At 43.9% G+C, this 18,617-nt stretch carries 16 protein-coding genes; 9 read left to right on the forward strand and 7 right to left on the reverse strand.

What is annotated here, in order from left to right; translation table 11 throughout:
• Positions 1–49: 49 nt before the first annotated feature.
• Both AC0VYA_RS11610 and AC0VYA_RS11615 read right to left on the reverse strand, forming a co-directional pair.
• Positions 50–1,207, reverse strand: a complete 1,158-nt coding sequence (locus AC0VYA_RS11610) for a cytochrome P450 (protein WP_475488352.1) — start codon at positions 1,205–1,207, stop codon at positions 50–52.
• Between the two features lie 207 nt (positions 1,208–1,414).
• On the reverse strand, positions 1,415–2,290 hold the full coding sequence (locus tag AC0VYA_RS11615) for a helix-turn-helix transcriptional regulator (RefSeq protein WP_011575104.1): 876 nt from the start codon (positions 2,288–2,290) through the stop codon (positions 1,415–1,417).
• 154 nt (positions 2,291–2,444) lie between these two features.
• On the opposite strand from AC0VYA_RS11615, the gene AC0VYA_RS11620 reads away from it, so the two are divergent.
• Both AC0VYA_RS11620 and AC0VYA_RS11625 read left to right on the forward strand, forming a co-directional pair.
• Positions 2,445–3,563, forward strand: coding sequence for a Zn-dependent alcohol dehydrogenase (locus tag AC0VYA_RS11620; protein WP_475488353.1), 1,119 nt, complete (start codon positions 2,445–2,447; stop codon positions 3,561–3,563).
• Between the two features lie 13 nt (positions 3,564–3,576).
• The gene (locus tag AC0VYA_RS11625) at positions 3,577–4,389 is read left to right on the forward strand and encodes an alpha/beta hydrolase (RefSeq protein ID WP_475488354.1); all 813 of its coding nucleotides are present in this window, start codon (positions 3,577–3,579) and stop codon (positions 4,387–4,389) included.
• 111 nt (positions 4,390–4,500) lie between these two features.
• Here AC0VYA_RS11625 and lepB read toward each other — a convergent pair whose 3' ends face one another.
• Positions 4,501–5,151: a signal peptidase I gene (gene lepB, locus AC0VYA_RS11630; protein ID WP_473480865.1), complete on the reverse strand. Its 651-nt coding sequence runs from the start codon at positions 5,149–5,151 to the stop codon at positions 4,501–4,503.
• Positions 5,152–5,474: 323 nt separating this feature from the next.
• On the opposite strand from lepB, the gene AC0VYA_RS11635 reads away from it, so the two are divergent.
• The 3 genes from AC0VYA_RS11635 to AC0VYA_RS11645 all read left to right on the forward strand — a co-directional run bounded on the left by AC0VYA_RS11635 (position 5,475) and on the right by AC0VYA_RS11645 (position 10,025).
• Entirely contained in the window at positions 5,475–7,631 is a 2,157-nt protein-coding gene (locus AC0VYA_RS11635; protein ID WP_475488355.1) for a tetratricopeptide repeat-containing diguanylate cyclase, read from the forward strand.
• Positions 7,632–7,787: 156 nt separating this feature from the next.
• Positions 7,788–8,909, forward strand: a complete 1,122-nt coding sequence (locus AC0VYA_RS11640; protein WP_475488356.1) for a zinc-binding dehydrogenase — start codon at positions 7,788–7,790, stop codon at positions 8,907–8,909.
• Positions 8,910–9,116: 207 nt separating this feature from the next.
• The gene (locus AC0VYA_RS11645; protein WP_475488357.1) at positions 9,117–10,025 is read left to right on the forward strand and encodes a LysR family transcriptional regulator; all 909 of its coding nucleotides are present in this window, start codon (positions 9,117–9,119) and stop codon (positions 10,023–10,025) included.
• 58 nt (positions 10,026–10,083) lie between these two features.
• Here AC0VYA_RS11645 and AC0VYA_RS11650 read toward each other — a convergent pair whose 3' ends face one another.
• On the reverse strand, positions 10,084–10,911 hold the full coding sequence (locus tag AC0VYA_RS11650) for a winged helix-turn-helix domain-containing protein (RefSeq protein ID WP_475488358.1): 828 nt from the start codon (positions 10,909–10,911) through the stop codon (positions 10,084–10,086).
• A 624-nt stretch (positions 10,912–11,535) separates the two neighbouring features.
• On the opposite strand from AC0VYA_RS11650, the gene AC0VYA_RS11655 reads away from it, so the two are divergent.
• The 4 genes from AC0VYA_RS11655 (at position 11,536) to AC0VYA_RS11670 (ending at position 15,112) form a co-directional block, all read left to right on the forward strand.
• Positions 11,536–13,494: a dentin sialophosphoprotein gene (locus AC0VYA_RS11655; RefSeq protein WP_475488359.1), complete on the forward strand. Its 1,959-nt coding sequence runs from the start codon at positions 11,536–11,538 to the stop codon at positions 13,492–13,494.
• Positions 13,495–13,575: 81 nt separating this feature from the next.
• Positions 13,576–13,923: a hypothetical protein gene (locus AC0VYA_RS11660; RefSeq protein WP_475488360.1), complete on the forward strand. Its 348-nt coding sequence runs from the start codon at positions 13,576–13,578 to the stop codon at positions 13,921–13,923.
• A 19-nt stretch (positions 13,924–13,942) separates the two neighbouring features.
• Entirely contained in the window at positions 13,943–14,614 is a 672-nt protein-coding gene (locus AC0VYA_RS11665) for a C39 family peptidase (RefSeq protein ID WP_475488361.1), read from the forward strand.
• 15 nt (positions 14,615–14,629) lie between these two features.
• A complete protein-coding gene (locus tag AC0VYA_RS11670; RefSeq protein WP_475488362.1) occupies positions 14,630–15,112 on the forward strand; it encodes a hypothetical protein in 483 nt (160 codons plus the stop codon).
• 150 nt (positions 15,113–15,262) lie between these two features.
• Here the strand turns inward: AC0VYA_RS11670 and AC0VYA_RS11675 are convergent, their stop codons facing one another.
• The 3 genes from AC0VYA_RS11675 to AC0VYA_RS11685 form a co-directional block, all read right to left on the reverse strand.
• A complete protein-coding gene (locus tag AC0VYA_RS11675; RefSeq protein WP_475488363.1) occupies positions 15,263–16,588 on the reverse strand; it encodes a transporter in 1,326 nt (441 codons plus the stop codon).
• 702 nt (positions 16,589–17,290) lie between these two features.
• Positions 17,291–18,064, reverse strand: coding sequence for an IclR family transcriptional regulator (locus AC0VYA_RS11680; RefSeq protein ID WP_475488364.1), 774 nt, complete (start codon positions 18,062–18,064; stop codon positions 17,291–17,293).
• Positions 18,065–18,197: 133 nt separating this feature from the next.
• Positions 18,198–18,605: a DoxX family protein gene (locus AC0VYA_RS11685; RefSeq protein WP_011575125.1), complete on the reverse strand. Its 408-nt coding sequence runs from the start codon at positions 18,603–18,605 to the stop codon at positions 18,198–18,200.
• Between the last annotated feature and the right edge of the window lie 12 nt (positions 18,606–18,617).

Genomic DNA, 18,617 nt, shown 5'->3' on the forward strand with positions numbered 1-18,617 from the left:
GCGGATCGCTGGTAAAGTGAACTACCCACATGATGAGTAACGCGGAAATTTATCGAGGATGAATATTAACGTGCAGTTGATGAAACCCCACTTTACGTTCGAATTCGCCCAAATTTTCTATGTTTTCTTCGAAATCAATAATGTCAATTGAGCCCACTTTAGCCATCAAGGTTTCAATCAATACCCGCATAATTTGCCTAGCATGTGTGGCCCCTAAACAGTTGTGATGACTGAAACCAAAACTCACATGCGGGTTTAACTTTCTATCTAAGATGACGTCATTTGGCGATTCGAAAACACTTTCGTCGCGATTGGCCGATGCCCAGCAAAGGGACACGCGAGAATCAGCTTTAATCGCATGTTCACATACTTGAGTGTCTTGCGTGGCCACGCGGCCCATCTGGGTGAGCGGCGTGAAATAACGAATAAGTTCTTCAATCGCACGGCCAATAATTTCGGGCTCATTACGTAATCTATCCAATGATTCAGGGTGCTGCGCAAAGTAGCTGACCGTATTTGTCACGGCGTTGATAACGGTGTCTCGCCCGCCCGCAAAGGTGAGTATCATGATCCCTTTGATTTCTTCGTGTGTTAGCTTTTTGCCCTCAACCTCTGCCGCTAACAATACACTGTACAAATCGCCCTCTGGATTGGGGGATGAGGCCTTTATTTTTTCATCAATGTAATCATATAGTACGGCCGCTTTGTCGCCATCTAGGGGGTCATCTTCACTGCGAAACACATGCGTACCCCAGCCAATCCATGTATCTGCTTCACCGGCGTCGGTATTAAGTAATAAGGTAAGCGCACGCGATTGCAGGCATAGTGCAAAGTCTTCTACCACGTCAATGCTATCGGCCTTTAATACGTCATCCACCAAGGCATTCACTTGCTGAGCCAAGGTTTCTTGGTACTGCGCCTTTAAGGGGCGTTTAAACCAAGGGTCAAGCAAGGAACGAAATGCGCCGTGTAACGGCGGGTCCACTTCAAAAGGTATTTGCCGAGTGTCACGAATGTTCACTTCAGAGGGAATAACGATGCGACCTGGGGCTGCACCAGATTGAAAGGTCTTCCAATTGTGCGCTGTCTTACGCACATCTTTGAGGCGTAAAATCATAGTCACAGGATCATCTTGATCGTTCATATGCGCACACCCACTTGACACGCGAGCGTCTTTAAACGGATCAGAAGATTGGTAATTTTTCATAATAAGCCCCATGCAGTCTTGATGTTGATAACAACTGTTTAACAACTTGAGGACTATCTTAAGAGCGTAAAAGAAAGATAAATACCTAGATACTCACTAAAAATATCAAATTTCGACCTTGATTAAGGGCTGATGAGCGAAAAATAGGCGTTTATACCTAAAAAATAACATATTCGTATACAAAGGCCGATGAGAGAATAGTGTTTTCTAGGCTGTTTCTGCGATCAACATTCTGCGATTTATATCGCTTCGGTACTGATAAGGCGTTACGCCGTAATACTTTTTAAAATGAGCAATGAAGTGGGATGGGCTGGAAAATTCCATCTCGTAACTTATTTGAGTGACAGAGTATTTGCTTTGACTGAGCATTCGAGCCCCATGATAGAGCTTGTGTTGCAAAATATAATTGGCGTAAGTGTGACGAAAGACACTTTTGAATAAACGAGAAAAATGAGAAGTCGATAAGTGACATTTTTCAGCAGCCTCCCCCACCGACAAATTAACATACTTATCGTGTTTAAATAGATTAATCACCGGCAGCAAACGCGAAAATCCGTGAGATTGTTTTAGGGTATGCTCGCTATTTTGCGTCACCGCTTGCGCTTGATCCGCAATCCACAAAAGTAGTAACGACAGTAACGTAAGGCTCTTCTCACTGCGAGGTTGCTGTTCGAAACACTCCACCAGCCACCTGGTTTGTTGCTGAACGATCAACGTATTCTTGCTGTCCATTCTTAGGTGCATGCCGCGGTTAAACATTGGCTTGATAGATTGAAATTGCGGCAAATCAAGCACTTCAGGTAAGAACTGAATCAGGTACCAAGACTTAGCCTTAGGGCCTATTTCATAGTTATGCACTTCTAGCGCGGGTGTTAGCACTATGTCGCTATTGTGTAATGTAGAGTCTCCTTGGCTTGAAAAGTAGCTGCCCTGAATATCCTCAAAAATAATCAGTTCATGTACTTCATGAAAGTGCATCAAACATGAATACGGCTCTTCTTCTTGATAACTTACTTTTTGTATATCGAATAAATATTCTTTGGCTATACACAAAGGCTCACAATAGACATTTTGTTGTTTCACCGGAACCTCATTGTTAACAGTCAATCACTATCAATGTAAATCAGTCTACCCTCATTTGTGATACTTTGTCACCGGAATGTGACATAAATTGGCGCGGGTTCATGCTCTAATTTTGATACTTTTACAGAATAGAAAAACGTTGAGAGATCACCTTATGCAACACGTCGAACGCCAATCTAAAGCTATTGTGTCAAATGGCAGGGGCCAATACGAATTGGTCACTCTGCGGGTGTCGGCTCCAGGCCGAGGTGAAGTGCGAGTCAAAATACAGGCCTCTGGTTTATGCCACACCGATTGGGACTCCATTCAGAATTGGGATAAAACCTTTGTTGTTGGGCATGAAGGTGCAGGTGTCATAGACGCTGTTGGTGAGGACGTCACCGGATTGAACGTAGGCGATAAAGTAATACTTAATTGGTCAATCCCCTGTGGGCACTGTTTTGCTTGTCAGCAAGGAAATGTACACATTTGTGAAAATAACTCGCCCGTGTGCGGCAATGGCCTTTGCGGACATGCTCACGCTAGCGCGACAACGCAATCGGGTACGGCAATCGAGCGTTCGTTTCATTTAGGAACGTTAAGTGAATACACGGTCGTCAAAGCAGCGGCGATAGTTAAATTCGAGCATGACATCCCCTTTTCATCAGCCTCTATTGTGGGCTGTGGCGTTATGACAGGCTATGGCTCGGTCGTTAATGCAGCGCAAGTGAAAGCCGGTAGTACGGTCTGCGTCATTGGCTGTGGCGGGGTCGGTTTAAACGTGATTCAAGCGGCACGTATATCTGGCGCGCGAAAAATCATCGCAATTGACATCAACCAGGAACGACTTGAGCAAGCGAAAGCATTTGGCGCCACCCACGGACTTATCTCTATTCAAAACGATCTGGATTTTGCCCAAATGAGTGCATTGGTGAAAGAACTCACGCAAGGACGAGGAGCTGATTATGCGTTTGAATGTACGGCAATTCCCGCGTTAGGCTCGGCCCCTTTGGCACTTATTCGAAATGCGGGCACAGCGGTACAAGTTAGCGGTATCGAGCAGCGCATTGATTTTAACTGTGAGTTATTCGAGTGGGACAAAATTTACATGAACCCCTTATATGGTAAATGTAACCCACAAACGGACTTTCCAGCTTTATTGGACTTATATTCAAATGGCCAGCTCAAGCTCGATGAACTCGTGACAAAAACCTATTCACTGGAAAACGTGGCTGATGGCTTTGACGATATGCTCAACGGGCGTATCGCTAAAGGCGTTATCATATTTGATTAATCAGGAGACACCCTTGAGCATTAAACGACTAGAAGTATCGGCTCCTGAATATAGCCCAGCAAAGACACAATTCGTGACCATCCACTCTAGCTATTTAGATGCGCGCCACGACATCAGCTTGTATAACGCATACTCTACTAAGCCCGATATTCCGGTCATACTGTTTTTGCACGGTGTCTATGGCAACCACTGGGTTTGGATGAATCTAGGTGGCATACATCAGGTTTATGACGCTTTGCAAAATCAAGGGTTAGAAGAGTTCTTGCTGGTGATGCCATCGGATGGGGGCTTAAAAGATGGCTCTGCTTATCTGCCCCTTGGACAAACAGGTGATTATGAGAAGTGGATAATCGACGATGTCATTCAGGCGGTTAAACAAGTCAAAGCCCCCTATGTCACAGACAAAAGCCGTTGGTATATTAGTGGCTTATCCATGGGCGGATACGGCGCTTTGCGTTTGGGGGTAAAATATCCTGAGCAATTTAGTGCAATATCCGCGCACTCATCTATCACCCGAATTGAAGACATGGCGCAGTTTGTTAATACCCCTTTATCCTTTTATGATTGCGCCAATGCCAACGAAACAAACATATTATATTGGGCGGGAAAAAACGCCGCAGCTCTGCCCCCTATTCGTTTCGACTGCGGCACTGATGACCCTCTGCTTGCATCTAATCAGTGGTTAAATCGCCAATTTCTTGCCTTTGGCATCGACCACATGTACCAAGAGTATCCTGGGGCACATCAATGGTCATATTGGCATGAGCATGTGGCAAAAAGCTTTACATGGTTTTCAAACATCGAAAAGAGCCATAAAAAGCGATAAAAAGCAGCGTAGTGAGTTGTTTTTATCGCACTGAGAATGTAAATGATTTTGACAGCATTCACATTTGCTAATTAGCTCGCTCTCCTGCTAATAAGATTACCGCTTCCAGTACTACAAATCATGTAGAAACCGGTCAGATCTTGGCAGGTAGTAATTGTCATAGTCCAAAGACATCACGACCTGTTTCGCCCTGCCGATAATTTCATCACGTGGTATTAAACCTATCACGCGGGAGTCAGCACTGTTATCGCGGTTATCCCCCATAGCCAAATAGTAATTTGAGGGAATATCTACCGCGCGGAAGTTTGCTAACGCAGAGCCGTTATTTGCGACACGGATACGGTGTTGAATGCCCAGCAGATCCTCCGTGACCTCAGTGAAATCATCTATGTTGGCTAAATCTGCATAACCAATTTGTTGTCCGTTAATAAACAGCACGTTATCCATTAATGCGACGGTATCCCCGGGCACCCCTACCACACGTTTGACCAGTCTTTTTTCTGATACTGCAGAGTCGAATACAATAATGTCACCGCGCATCGGATCAGCTAACTTGTACAAAGAGTGATGAACGAAAGGGGTACTCACGTCATAGGCTAATTTATTCACGAGGATCCGGTCACCCTCGACTATGGTCGGTAACATAGAGCCTGTCGGCACTTCGTTCCAATCGGCCACAGCACTTCTAAACACGCACATCAAAGCAATGAACAACACCATCGCTCTGTTGTCTTTATACAGTTTAGTTAATTTTGTCATCATCTTAAGCCCTTGTTTATTCGAGCATTGTTTATCTGTGCAGACATGCTGCTATCGGCTGCGTGTTACCATCGCTATGCAAGTACTTAATATTGCAGCTAAGCGCCAATAATATCGTGTTCATTTGTTACCAATAATGTACGAAGCGCAAAGTGCGTTAACATTGGACTCATGATCTCCCTTGATGTTTGAATGAAAAATGAGCGTTTAATGCTACCTATGACTTTTTACCCATGTAATACTTGAATACTATTTATGCTGCTTACCTCATTTGCGCAAGTGTAAAGCGTAAGTTTTTGCTTAGCACGATATACACGGAGTTCACTTTGGATTGGAGGAAACCAATAGCACGACGAAATGCTGTTTTTTTATGTGCACTGCTATGCCATGGCAATGTCATAGCTCAAGTCGGCGTTAACCCGTTTCAAGTAGACCACATTCCTACTTATACAGAAATCAATCCGCTTAAACGTGCTATTGAGCTTGCCCGTAAGCAAGGCGAAATGAACAAAGCCGAAGCACTCACCGAGCAGTTTCAGCTGCTAGCGGTTAGCAAAAACGACGCCTTAGCACTCGCTGATGTGTATTTTGAACAAGCAAGGAATACCATGGAGCGCAATCATTATGCGCCTGCACATGACTTGCTCAAAAAAGCCATTAATGTGTATCAAGAACAAGGCGATCAGGCCGGACTCGCTAAGGCATATCGGCAGCGCGGATTAACCTATCGCTACCAATCTAACTATCCTCAGGCTTTAGAATACATCTATTCAGCTATGCAAATCAGTCAGCAGCAAAATGATACTTCTGCCGTTGCTTCTACCTACAATAGTATAGGGCTTGTGCTGGAGAAGATGGGACTGCTAGAAGGTGCAGCCCAAGCACATCAAAGTGCATTAGAAATGCATCATGCGTTGGATGATAAAAATGGTATCGCAAGCGCCCTGTACAACCTTGGTGACCTTCGACGCCTGATGGGAGACGACAAACTCGCTCTGACTTATTTTCAAGACGCTCTCAAAATAGATTTAGCCTCTGAGGAAAAGAAGTACATTGCTTACAGCCACAATAAAGTCGGCTTCCAGTTCATTCAACTCGCCGATTATGAGCAAGCTAGATATCACTTAACAGAAGCTTTGACGCTCTTTCAACAGATTCAAGCGCCAAGAGACACAGATTGGGCAATATTGTCCATGGCTACCTTAGAAATGAACTTGGGTAACTTACCCCTTTCTCGTACCATGTTAAACGGTGTTATCGAGCGAGCAATTGACAAGCGGTATAAGAGCTTATTGGTTGACGCTTATCGCACATCTGCGCAATTAGCCCTACTTGATGAAGATACTGAATTGGCATTGCAGCACATTGATGCGGGTGTGACACAAGCCAAAAAGAATAATGAATCCCATGACGAAGCGCTGCTAGAAGCGTTACGGGTAAAAGCGTATCTGCAGGAAGATGCCCTCAGGCAAGCCTTAGATGCTTTGCTTTATCAAAAAAAGTTAGACGATGAAATACTCAACACCACTCGAATCAAAACTATAGCGACACTGCAATCTCAAACAGAGTTCGTACGCCGTGCCCAACAAATTAAATTATTGGAAAAAGAACAGGCGTTAACTCAAGTCACATTGAAGCAAGCGCAATGGAGCAGAAACGTTTGGCTAGCGTCGATTGTCGTCAGTGCCATTTTATTTGCCCTTGTTTACGGTCGTATTTCCCAGCGCAGATTAAACAAGCGACTTAGCGAAGAAGTGGCACTTCGCACACTTGAATTGAGCCAGAAAAATGTCGAGTTACAAGCCGCCTATCGGGAAATGGAAGCCATTAGCCTAACCGACAAGCTTACTGGCATTAACAACCGGCGCTTTTTAGAGAATCACATAGAAACAGATTTAGAAAAAAGCCAACGAATTTATGATGATTGGCGAGATGGTAAAACACCCACACCTCACCAAGGGGATATTGTCGTTTTCATGATTGATATGGATCACTTCAAGCGTGTGAACGATGAACACGGTCATCATGTTGGTGACGAAGTGTTACGGCAACTTACAAAGCGCCTAGCGCGCGTGTTTAGGCAGTCAGATTATCTAGTGCGCTGGGGCGGTGAAGAGTTTGTTGGGATCGCGCGTTTTATAGATCGTAGTGACGCGCCCCTGTTGGCTCAGCGCTTACTTGATGAAGTCAGCGCTAGTCCATTTCGTCTTTCAGATAAAGCACTGTCTCACTACACCTGTTCTATCGGTTATGTGTGTTATCCGCCGATTTTAGAACACAGCCAGCAAACGGATTGGAAAACCTTGATCGCCCTAGCCGACGGATGCTTATATCAAGCCAAAAAAAGCGGACGTAACGCCTGGGTGGGCATTGAAAAAGTTCACCAACCGACAATGGACCTTATTGAGCTGTGTACGCAATATTTTGATGACTCGGCTCCTACTAACAAGATAACCGTGTTGACCTCGCAAAAATCCCACTAAGCGAATAATTTATCACAGTGATGATCATGTAACATTTCTATTGACTCGTACGTCTTCAATCCCCATGTTAATTTTTTGCACCCAATTGATTTATCATCTCTTCGAGCAACGATTTTGTGCGTCGTTTTCGAAGAAACCACGACAGGATCAACAAAAATGAATAAAACCAAACAACTATTTACCCACATTTCGTCACAAGGCGAACTCAATATCACGCTAAAAGAGGTCGACGTACCTAAGCCAAAGCCCCATGAGATAGTGGTGCAAATGCACGCAGCGCCCATCAATCCCTCTGATATGTGGCCCATGTTTGGCCCGGCGGATCTATCAAAAGCAACACTAAGTGATGACAAAACAACTTACAGCGCCCCTGTTCACCCAGGTATGTTGCCGCGCATTAAATCACGATTAGACCAAACCTTGCCTATTGGCAATGAAGGAGCAGGTGTGGTTGTGGCTGCTGGCGATAGCGAAAAGGCGCAATCTTTATTAGGCAAGACAGTCGCAGTGCTAACGGGCGCTTGTTATACCCAATATTGCTGCGTTCCTATTCAGGCGTGTATTGTTCATCATGACGATACCACGCCTTTGGCTGCGGCTTCGTCATTTGTTAACCCATTGACGGCACTTGGCATGGTTGAAACGATGCGCATGGAAGGCCATAAGGCATTAGTGCATACCGCTGCTGCATCAAGCTTAGGCATAATGCTGAATAAAATTTGCCTAAAAGAAGGTGTACAACTGGTAAATATTGTACGCAAACAAGAACAAGTAGATTTACTAACAAAGCTAGGGGCTAAATACGTTGTTAATTCTACTAGTGAGACGTTTAAAAAGGATTTGTACAAAGCAATAGAGGCCACCGGTGCAACGCTTGCATTTGATGCAATTGGCGGCGGTGAACTGGCAAGTGACATTTTAGCCGCGATGGAAGCGGTGGGTAGCAAAGATGCAACGGGCTTCAATACTTATGGCTCGCTTGATAACAAGCAAGTGTACATATACGGTGGCCTTGATTTCTCCCCTACCACACTCAATCGCGCATTTGGCATGACGTGGAGTGTCGGCGGCTGGTTATTGATGCGCTTCCTAGGCAAGTTAGATGCCACTAAGGTAGCCGAATTACATCAACGCGTGGCAGATGAAATTAATACCACATTCGCCATAGAATCAAGTGTAGAGCTTAGCTTTGAAGAAGCCTTAGACCCGCAAACAGTTGTTAAATATTTTGCTAAATCAACTGGCGGTAAGTACATATTGAACCCTAATAAGGGTTAATTATTTGCCTGACGTTTCACTGAGGGGGTAACCCTCAGTGAACTACTTACTGTTTACACTCACGCAGTCCTGCGTAGCATCGCCAAATCCAGCGCTTTTCGTCATCAATATTCTCACCTCGTGTTATGTTTAATGCTTATCGTTATATTGATAATAAAGTCGCGTTATGGAAAACTTTCAAAATCTTATTGAAAGTTAGGGTAGCCTTTGAAAAATCTGCATGATTTAAGAATATTTTGTGAAACCGCACAGCAAGGCAGCCTGTCAGCTTGCGCTAGGAAGATGGATTTGTCTCCTGCTGTGGTTAGCGCTTCGTTGAAACGTTTGGAAGGCGACCTGGGTGTTCTATTATTTATTCGGTCTACTCGAAATCTGCGGTTAACCCAGAAAGGCGAACAATTTTTACGCCATTGCATTGATGCACTCAGTATTTTAGATGAAGCCACCACGCAAATGCACAGCGAGGATACGGAGTTAAGCGGGGTTATTCAGCTTTCAGCCCCTTCAGATTTGGGCCGAAATTTACTACTGCCATGGCTTGATGAGTTCATGACGCTACATCAAAAATTGGAAATACGACTGCAGTTATCAGACAGCCCCGCGGACTTATATAGTCAACCAGTCGATTTAGCCTTGCGTTACGGCAAACCAAAAGACTCCGGCTTTATCGCCATTCCGGTTGCTGCTAACAATGTTCCGGTATTGTGCGCTTCACCCAGTTATATTGAACAATTCGGCTCGCCCAACACGTTGCAAGAACTCACTCAACACAATTGTTTATGTCACGGACATAATGATACTTTGCATTCTCGCTGGGTATTCAAGAAAGACAACAAAAACACCAGCATTGATGTAACCGGTAATCGGCAGTGTAAAGATGGCGACATCACCCGTAAATGGGCCATTGCTGGAAAAGGTATTGCTAGGAAGTCTCAATTGGATATCGTGCAAGACCTAATACAAGGGCGATTGATTGAGCTTGATGTAGATGGTTGGCAAGGAGAAACATTTCCTCTTAATCTAATTTGTGCTGAAAGGCGGTTACTCAGCCCAACCGTGAACGCATTTAAAATCCATCTACAACAAAAGGTCGCTGCGCTGCTTACCCAACTCTAACGCAGCAAACTGTCATCGAGCGCCTAGCACTGCTATATAGGCCTTAGTGTCACATTTGCTATAGAAGTAATTGGTTGGTATTTAACCGGTAGCCTACCCCTTTGACCGTGAGGATCCACCTTGGGTTATCCGGGTCCACTTCGACTTTTTTGCGCAGTAAATGCATGTACTGATATAAATCCGACTTGTTTGCGCGCCGTGTATCTGGCCATAGTTTCTCAATAATTTTTTCGGTGCTGCAAACATGGTCATGCACTTGCGCTAACAAGGTAAACAATTTGAACTCTTTGCTGGTTAGCATTACGTCCTTGCCCTGACAAAATACCGTTCTGCAGTTGTGATTTATGACAAAAGGACCAACCACATATTGCTCTTCTTCATCAAGTATTGTGCTATTGAGTATCATTGGTTGCAGATTACTTTGTACGGAACCAAATATCGCAGGAATACCGCGTCTATCAATAGCATTTCGCCGTTCACTATTGCGCCTTTCTTCCCTTTGATGGCTCTCATTAGCAATCACCTGACTGAGGTATCTGTCTAGACGGCCGCTTAAATCGGTTTCATCAAAATAGTTCACCCAGGACAAGTGATGATTGAATCCTGCATCACTTTTGCTGTAAATAGCACAAATGGGGATCTTTGACTGAGTATGAATTTGCTGCAATATTTTAAGATGCGAAGCCATTAGTTCTGCCGATACCGCTCGCAAATCAATCAATACCACCTTACATACATGATTGACGCTTTCAATATTGATTGGATACGTCGGTGAAACAGAGCGAAAAGAAAAATTATTGGCAATGCTGATACCCGTGAGTAAACCGATTAAAAAGCTGTCGTTTGATATCACCAGCACGCCTTGCTGTGCTTGAGTAAGCGTCATGATCTCATCCTTTAGTTGTCTTAACCAGATGGACTCTACTCACAAGACAGCCTAAATTTGAGTAAATAAAACAGAATCCTATTCTGAAATGTCTGATTAATTCACGTAACCCTAAGAAGATAGCAATAACCGAACCACTTAAATTAACATTAAGTAATACTGACACTTAATCTATACACTAATTATATTAATGTCTGTCATCAACCATTCATGTAAAAAAAACCGACATGAGAGTGTGCAGATGTTTTTAATTATTCAGTGCCAACATCCGCATTCATTAAAAAAATACGTTCATTCATTGTGTATATATTAATTAAAGAAGATTTTGTGATTTTCAAATTCCATTAAATAAACCTACCCCATATCGCCCAGAAAAAAGAGAATTTACTTTACCCTAATTTTAAAAGAACCAAGCTAATACTGGTCCTTAACGCTATTTTTGAGGTTAATTTAATATGTATTTAATGGAATTTTTAGTTTCCATTTAACTACAGTTGATGCGGGAGATTAAGAACAAGATAAATGTTCAATTTCCTTTTTCATAATTTGAATATTAAGGCGTTGCTATTTTCAGTGTGACGATCAGTGAATGGTAACCAATCGTTTTTTAATGGAGCATAAAAGATGAAATCATTTAATAAAAGTTTATTAGCAGCAAGCATGGCTGTCATACTCGGTTCAGCAACCAGTGTATGGGCAAATCCTACCAATACCGCAAACGAAGTTGCTGATTCGCAAACAGCGACAGCCAGTGCTGATAGCACCGGAGACTCTTCCGCTGCGGCAAATGAGAACTCTACCGCCAATACCGACAACAGCACTGACTCTTCTGACAACAGCGACGCAAGTTCTGCCTCTGGGTCTGAAGTTGCCGCAAATAATGGCAGCATGGCCGCAACTGATAATAGTGACAATTCAGACAATTCCGATGCGTCTGATAACAGTGATAACTCAGACAATAGTGATAACTCTGATGGCAGTTCTGCTTCAGGGTCTGAAGTTGCCGCAAATAATGGCAGCATGGCCGCAACTGATAATAGCGACAATTCAGACAATTCCGATGCGTCTGATAACAGTGATAACTCAGACTATAGCGATAACTCTGATGGCAGCTCTGCTTCAGGATCAGAAGTTGCAGCAAATAATGGCAGCATGGCCACAACTGACAACAGCGATAACAGCGATAACTCTGATATGAGTGACAATTCAGACAACTCTGATAACAGTGATAAATCCGACGGAAGTTACGCATCATCCACTGAATCTGCCGCCAACAATGGAAGTACGGCTATGAGTGATCGTTCTGACAACTCAGACAACTCAAATAACAGCGACAACTCTGACAATTCTGATAGCAGCAATAATTCTGATAACAGTGATAAAAGCGATGGTAGCTACGCTTCAGCCACCGACTCTGCGGCAAATAACGGCAGTATGGCGATGACAGACCGCTCTGATAACTCAGATAATAGCGACAACTCTGATAACTCAGATAATAGCGACAACTCTGACAATTCAGATAGCTCAAGCTCAGACAGCAGTGACAACAGTTATGCTATGGGCACTGAGGCGACTGCAAACAACGGCAGCACCGCCATGAGTGACCGCTCTGATAATTCAGACAGCAGCAATAACTCTGATAACTCTGATAATAGCGATAACAGCAACAATAGCGACAACAGCTATGCATCAGCATCAGACGCAGCAGCCAATGGCGGCAGTACCGCTAGCTCTGACCGTTCAGACAACAGCATGGCAAGTGCCAGTGCGATGGGCTCTGCAGCCGCTAATGGCGCAAGTACCGCCTCGGTAGACAACAGTGATAATAGCGACAACAGCATGGCGCGCGCCAACGCGATGGGTGCCGCGTCAGCTAATGGTGGCAGTACAGCCACCACGGACAATAGTGACAACTCAGATAATTCGGATAATTCAGACAACAGCAACAATTCTGACAACTCTGATAACGCTGACAACAGCTATGCTAATTCGTCCATGGGAGGCGCATCGGCTAATGGCGGTAGTACAGCCAATGTTGATAACTCTGACAATTCTAACAACTCAGATAATTCAGATAACAGCAACAATAGCGATAATAGCTACGCTAATGCAGCCGAAGGTGGCGCCTCTGCTAATGGTGGCAGCACAGCCACCGTAGACAACAGTGACAGCAGTGATAATAGTGATAACAGTGACAATAGTTATGCCAGTGCCGCCGAAGGTGGCGCCTCTGCCAATGGTGGTAGCACAGCCTCTGTTGATAATAGTGACAACAGCGATAACAGTGATAACAGCGACAGTAGCTCGGCTTGGTCCGAAGGCTGGGGAACGTCTGCGGCGAATAACGGCGGAGTGGCCACCACGACTTACAGTGTCAATGATTCATACTTAACTGGCACAGTAACAGGCAACTACGTCACGTACAGCTTTGATAATCAGTCAACTATCGCTAGTAATAATAGTATGTCTGATACGTTCAATGGAACCGCGGGTATCAACCAAAACGTGCAGAACCTAGGGCACAATGCCTTAGCTCAGCAACAAGTATCTTTCCAAGGGAATGTCAATGTGAACCCACAATAACCTCCTTATTGTAGGCTTCATTTCAAGGATAAATAAGTTACTGGCGGCAGCGCCAGTAACTTATTAATAAGGATACTAGCCATGAAGATATTATCGAGAGTTACCTGCGTACCATCTTTGTTACCGTTATTTTTATTTGTGTCTTTTTGTGTAACTGCACAACCAAATATAGATGAAATGCCACCCGTGTTGCTCGAAGATTTAGAGCAAGAACGTGGTATGGGTGGTGTGGTGGATGTGACCAACAACAGCCACTTAGAGGCTGTACTGACCAACAATCACAATTCAAATAGTGTGACCGGAAATAACACAATTGATCGCGGCTCGTTCAATGAAGCGGCCGGCGTTTTTTCTATTATTCAAAATACCGGTAACAACGTCATTATTCAGGACTCTACCATTATCACAGTGACCATTGCCCCTAATTAACGGATGAATAGGTGTACACATGAGACTTTTACTTTGTTTGTTACTGTTATTGACCACTTCCCCCGCTTGGGGCGGCCTAGTCGATTTTAACGGCCAATTTTCAATTAAAGTTTCCAGTATTGCCGAGCTACGCTTTAAAACCATTTACAAACAACAATATGACTTCAGCTGCGGCTCGGCTACGTTAGCAAGCTTATTATCGTTTCATTACGACGACCAAGTGAATGAATTAAGCGTGTTTAAAGACATGTTCGCACATGGCAACAAAGAAAAAATTAAGCATCAAGGGTTCTCTCTACTCGATATGAAACACTATCTGACTCGTCGGGGCTATAACGCAAATGGTTTCAAAATCACCCTCGAACAACTAGCCAGTGCGCAGCTTCCTGCCATCACGATTATTAATAACAACGGTTACATGCACTTCGTGATCATCAAAGGCAGTAATGACTCCGAGGTGCTAGTGGGTGATCCAGCAGTAGGTATTAAGTCGATAAAAATCGATGCTTTTCAACAGATGTGGGGAGACCGAATTGTGTTTGTAATACAAGACCGAAAGGATATAGCCGTTAATCATTACAAGAACGATCAACAAAACGATCATCTCGTTAGGGCAAACTTAGGGTTGGCCATCGACCATGCCAGCCTAGGGCTATTTAACGTATTGCAGCCCTCCAGCGTCGACTTTTAAGTGAAGGACTCATTTATGAATATGCCAGCAGCCGTTCGCACCTTAACCACTCGCATTAGCGCTATTAGCGTACTTTTAATGGCAACCTGCACCTACAGTACTCACGCCCTTTCTGCTAACAAATTGACTGAGCATACTCAGTGGGAGCCCGTTGCAGAAAGTGCGTTGGCAGAGTTGCGCGCTGGGTTTGTGCTGGGTAATGGCGTGGTGGTAGATTTAAATTTTCAAAAAAGCATATTCAGAAACGGCGAACTAGTCAGTCATTCCTATTTTCAAACCCCGCAAGACTTTGCTTTACTAAGTAAAGACCAATTTTCTTTGCAATCCATTTTGCCTACCAATTCATTAAATACCGTTTTACAGAACACATTAGATAACCAAACGTTATCCGCAATAACCAATATCGATATCACAATAAAAAACTTGGAGCATGCAAAACAGGCCTTTTCCCAAGACCAATTATATAACACGTATTTTAACGCCATAGCGCACCAGTAGCACCTAAGTCATAAGTGGATTCAAAGGATAAGGATGTAGCCTAGTGATGTATTAATAAGCCATATATCAATCGGCAGTTTGCCAGAACACGATGCGGCCAAAACTCATTATATTTAACTGGTAATTGCGTGAGTACTTGAACGTTAATGACTAAAGCGTCACCGGCAGTCTGAAGTTCAAACGTGTATCTTGCGCATCATCTGTCACACCGATCGCCAATGACAGACTGACGTTTGTTGAGGGCGAATATCGAAACGAGTAGCCTATAATTAACTGGCCAATATCGAGTTGGCTCCCGTCTATTTTTATATCGTTGATCTTTGATTTCAACACATGCTTATGAGAATAACTCAGACTCATGGATGCCCGTTCATTCAACGACACCCCAAGGCCGAAGCTGATCCCCGCGCTGTCACCTGGGTCAACATTACCCACCTCCTCTTCTGTGTCCATGTTGTATCCATAACTTAAATTTCCAAAAAATACGCCGGGATCAGTCGCATAAATAGCAGTAACACTAGGTTGAATACTCACATACCCCGAGCCTGTTGGCAGCTCTGTGGGAAATACCGCGCCAGGGGTCGATTGCATAAATTCAACGTCAAATGGGCTGGTACCCGTAGGAATAGTCGCTACAAGGTTTGCGACAAAAATGGGGCCTCCATCTTTTGGGTTATTGAGTTGATAACGGGTCGACACTTCAATATCCCCTAGCCCATGGCCGTCAGCGTTAAAGATCTCATCTTCACTTACCCCGACACTGACAGGGCGTGACCGCTGGCTATCACTTCGTGCGAGATAAGGCACTTTCAAATCGACTTCCCAGCGCTCGGTGATCCCATAACGGGCTGAAATACTGCCAATAAAGCTGTGTCGTTTAATTTCGCGCAGATCAATAAGCCCCACAACTAATGCTGGTATGAAAGAAAAAGCATCTAAGAAAACCCGATTGTTATCTGTATATGAATAGCCAAAAGAAGGCTCTAAGACGAATGTGCCTTTACCGGATAACACACCGCTAAAGGTATCTCCTAATTCAGGAATGGCGCTGGCGTCAATCACATTTGACGACTTAGGCGGAGCTTGTCCAACGGGCTTGTTTTGCGCCACGTTAGAGGTTGTTGATTGCGTTGGTTTAGTCTGCTTAGGTTTCGATGTTGATGTATTAGTACCAGCTACATTGTGTGATGTATTTTTATTCGCGCTTTCTTTTGAGTTTTCATCCGACCCCGTTGCCTGATTATTCGCCATAAGGGCATTCACCATGCGCGTCAGTGCTTCTATTTTTTCACCTTGCTTGGCTAATAAAACGCGCTGCCGTTCGAGTTCGGCCTCGTATTGATTGACGGATGTATCGTCGCCCTGAATATTCTGTGCAGCATAACTCATTGACGATGAACTTAGCCAAAAAGTCAGCGCAACTTTTGATAATTTGAAAGAAAAGAGGGGGGGTATCTGATTTACTACGTTTTCCATAACTAATCCTTTATTCGTTTACGAAAACATTTAAACTTTTACAACGTATAAATTAATTTATCCTGCATTAAAAATAGTGAATGAGTGAATAAAACTCAAATTTTAATCTATAAAACTGCATTCTAGTTATTAAATAAAAAGACTTAACCCCTAAAATGATAAGTGTAAAAAAACACCCGACACTAGTGATTAATATTGGGTGTTATGAGTTTTAATGTAGGTAAATAAAATAGCGTTTTATTAGTCTCTTAAAAATTGGCTTTAAATACCTTTTGAAATTTAACATTCAGTAGCGATTAAAAGAAATGGTAGCTCATTTACAATTTAATCGTACGCTGCGTATTCAATGTTTCCGAGGTAATACCTTGATCGCCCGTAGGCGCACCTAAAATAGCACCTATGGGTGCCGCCGGCGGTCCGCTAAAATCACTCGCCCCCTGTCTTGCTCCCTACCCCATAGGAGCTGTAAACAACGGTATTATCAGACCACTCGTATTTCACACTGACATTGTCGTTTAGAAAAACTATCAACATTCTGGATGGCTGGCGTGGTCTTTATGACGTTCGCATACGGCGCTATCGCGTTAAGTGGCTACGTTAAATACAAAAAATAACACCACCCTATTTCTGGATGGGACACACTTCGTAAAAAGGGCGCCATATTGCTATGGCGCCCCTTTTGATTGTAAATGCTTTAACCGATTACATGGCGCCTTTACCTAACGCTAACTCAATGGTGGTTTTGTATTCACGCAACTGTTTAGCAAGTTGCTTTTTATTGCGATTAAAACGCACCGTGGGAACCGGAATGGAAATCGCAATATTGCGCCCATAAGGGTCTTCAATCGCCACGCCAATTGCGCACACCCCTTCACAGTGTTCCTCTTTATCAAACGCTACACCATTCTTACGAATACTGGCGATTTCAGTGAGCAACTGTTCAGTGCTAGTGATGGTTGAATGGGTCAAGGCTTTAATAGGATGAGCGTCAACAAAAGCGATAACTTCTTCGTCACTCATGGTGGCAAGCATCGCCTTGCCATTGGCGCAGCTGTAGATCGAAAAGGCATGCCCTACCGCAGAGACCGCGCGTAATTGGTGGGTATCAGTGGTGACCTGATCAATAAAGATCATGTTTTCAGCGTCTTGCACAGATAAATCCACTGTCTCCCCTACTTCATCTGACAAGTTCTTCATGTGAGGTATGAGTACTCTGTCAATATCTGCTTTCGCCGCAGAGCCCAAAGACACGAGCCCCGGCCCTAAGCGCACGCGAGAGGTAGGACTTGCTGCAATTAAAAAACCTTCAGAAGCCAGTGAGTTAACGATACGCTGCACGGTTGAACGCGCAAGTTTGACGTTCTTGGCGATAGCACTAAGACTCAACCCTTCAGGGTGCCCCTCAAGCGTTCGCAAGATGTTAGCAGCACGAGAGATCACTTGTATCCTTTGGCGCGAGTTAGGTTCATTTTCCATATGGTCACCTCGTATTAGTAATATGAAAACACATACCTAAAATGTATCACGATACAATACACCTCAACCAGTTTTTATTGGTACTAAATGCACGTTATCAACCTAAGTCAAAGTAGACCGCACCACTACCTAACTATTTCTGACGGTTATCCACGCTCATTTGACCAGTACCCCGTGCGGCCAATATCAGCAATCCCGCCATAATGGCCATATTTTTTACAAAGTTCTGCGTTTCATGTGCAATATTGCCGCCTTCGGGTAAGTTCCAAAAATTATGCATAAATAGACTAATAATCAGCGTTAAGCCGGCTAATAAAAATGCCGCAAATCGGCCTTTAAAACCGATAATAATCGCCAGCCCAGCGGTTAATTGTATGACAATGGTAAGCAGTAAAAGCGGCGTCACAAGCGGAACGTTATGATGCTCCATGTACTGACTCATGGCGTCAAAACTTACTATTTTTTGTAGGCCTGGCGCTATGAAATATAAGCCAAGTAGTAACCTACCCACTAGCAGACACGCGGTTTCAAACATATTCATACGATTTCCTTA

This window comes from Paraglaciecola sp. QJM3NY_14 (assembly GCF_056173245.1).

Bases quoted from the DNA above. Each gene is read 5' to 3' on its own strand.
- AC0VYA_RS11610 (WP_475488352.1), bottom strand. From the start codon at position 1,207: ATGAAAAATTACCAATCTTCTGATCCGTTTAAAGACGCTCGCGTGTCA.
- AC0VYA_RS11620 (WP_475488353.1), top strand. From the start codon at position 2,445: ATGCAACACGTCGAACGCCAATCTAAAGCTATTGTGTCAAATGGCAGG.
- lepB (WP_473480865.1), bottom strand. From the start codon at position 5,151: ATGATGACAAAATTAACTAAACTGTATAAAGACAACAGAGCGATGGTG.
- AC0VYA_RS11640 (WP_475488356.1), top strand. From the start codon at position 7,788: ATGAATAAAACCAAACAACTATTTACCCACATTTCGTCACAAGGCGAA.
- AC0VYA_RS11650 (WP_475488358.1), bottom strand. From the start codon at position 10,911: ATGACGCTTACTCAAGCACAGCAAGGCGTGCTGGTGATATCAAACGAC.
- AC0VYA_RS11655 (WP_475488359.1), top strand. From the start codon at position 11,536: ATGAAATCATTTAATAAAAGTTTATTAGCAGCAAGCATGGCTGTCATA.
- AC0VYA_RS11660 (WP_475488360.1), top strand. From the start codon at position 13,576: ATGAAGATATTATCGAGAGTTACCTGCGTACCATCTTTGTTACCGTTA.
- AC0VYA_RS11665 (WP_475488361.1), top strand. From the start codon at position 13,943: ATGAGACTTTTACTTTGTTTGTTACTGTTATTGACCACTTCCCCCGCT.
- AC0VYA_RS11670 (WP_475488362.1), top strand. From the start codon at position 14,630: ATGAATATGCCAGCAGCCGTTCGCACCTTAACCACTCGCATTAGCGCT.
- AC0VYA_RS11675 (WP_475488363.1), bottom strand. From the start codon at position 16,588: ATGGAAAACGTAGTAAATCAGATACCCCCCCTCTTTTCTTTCAAATTA.
- AC0VYA_RS11680 (WP_475488364.1), bottom strand. From the start codon at position 18,064: ATGGAAAATGAACCTAACTCGCGCCAAAGGATACAAGTGATCTCTCGT.
- AC0VYA_RS11685 (WP_011575125.1), bottom strand. From the start codon at position 18,605: ATGAATATGTTTGAAACCGCGTGTCTGCTAGTGGGTAGGTTACTACTT.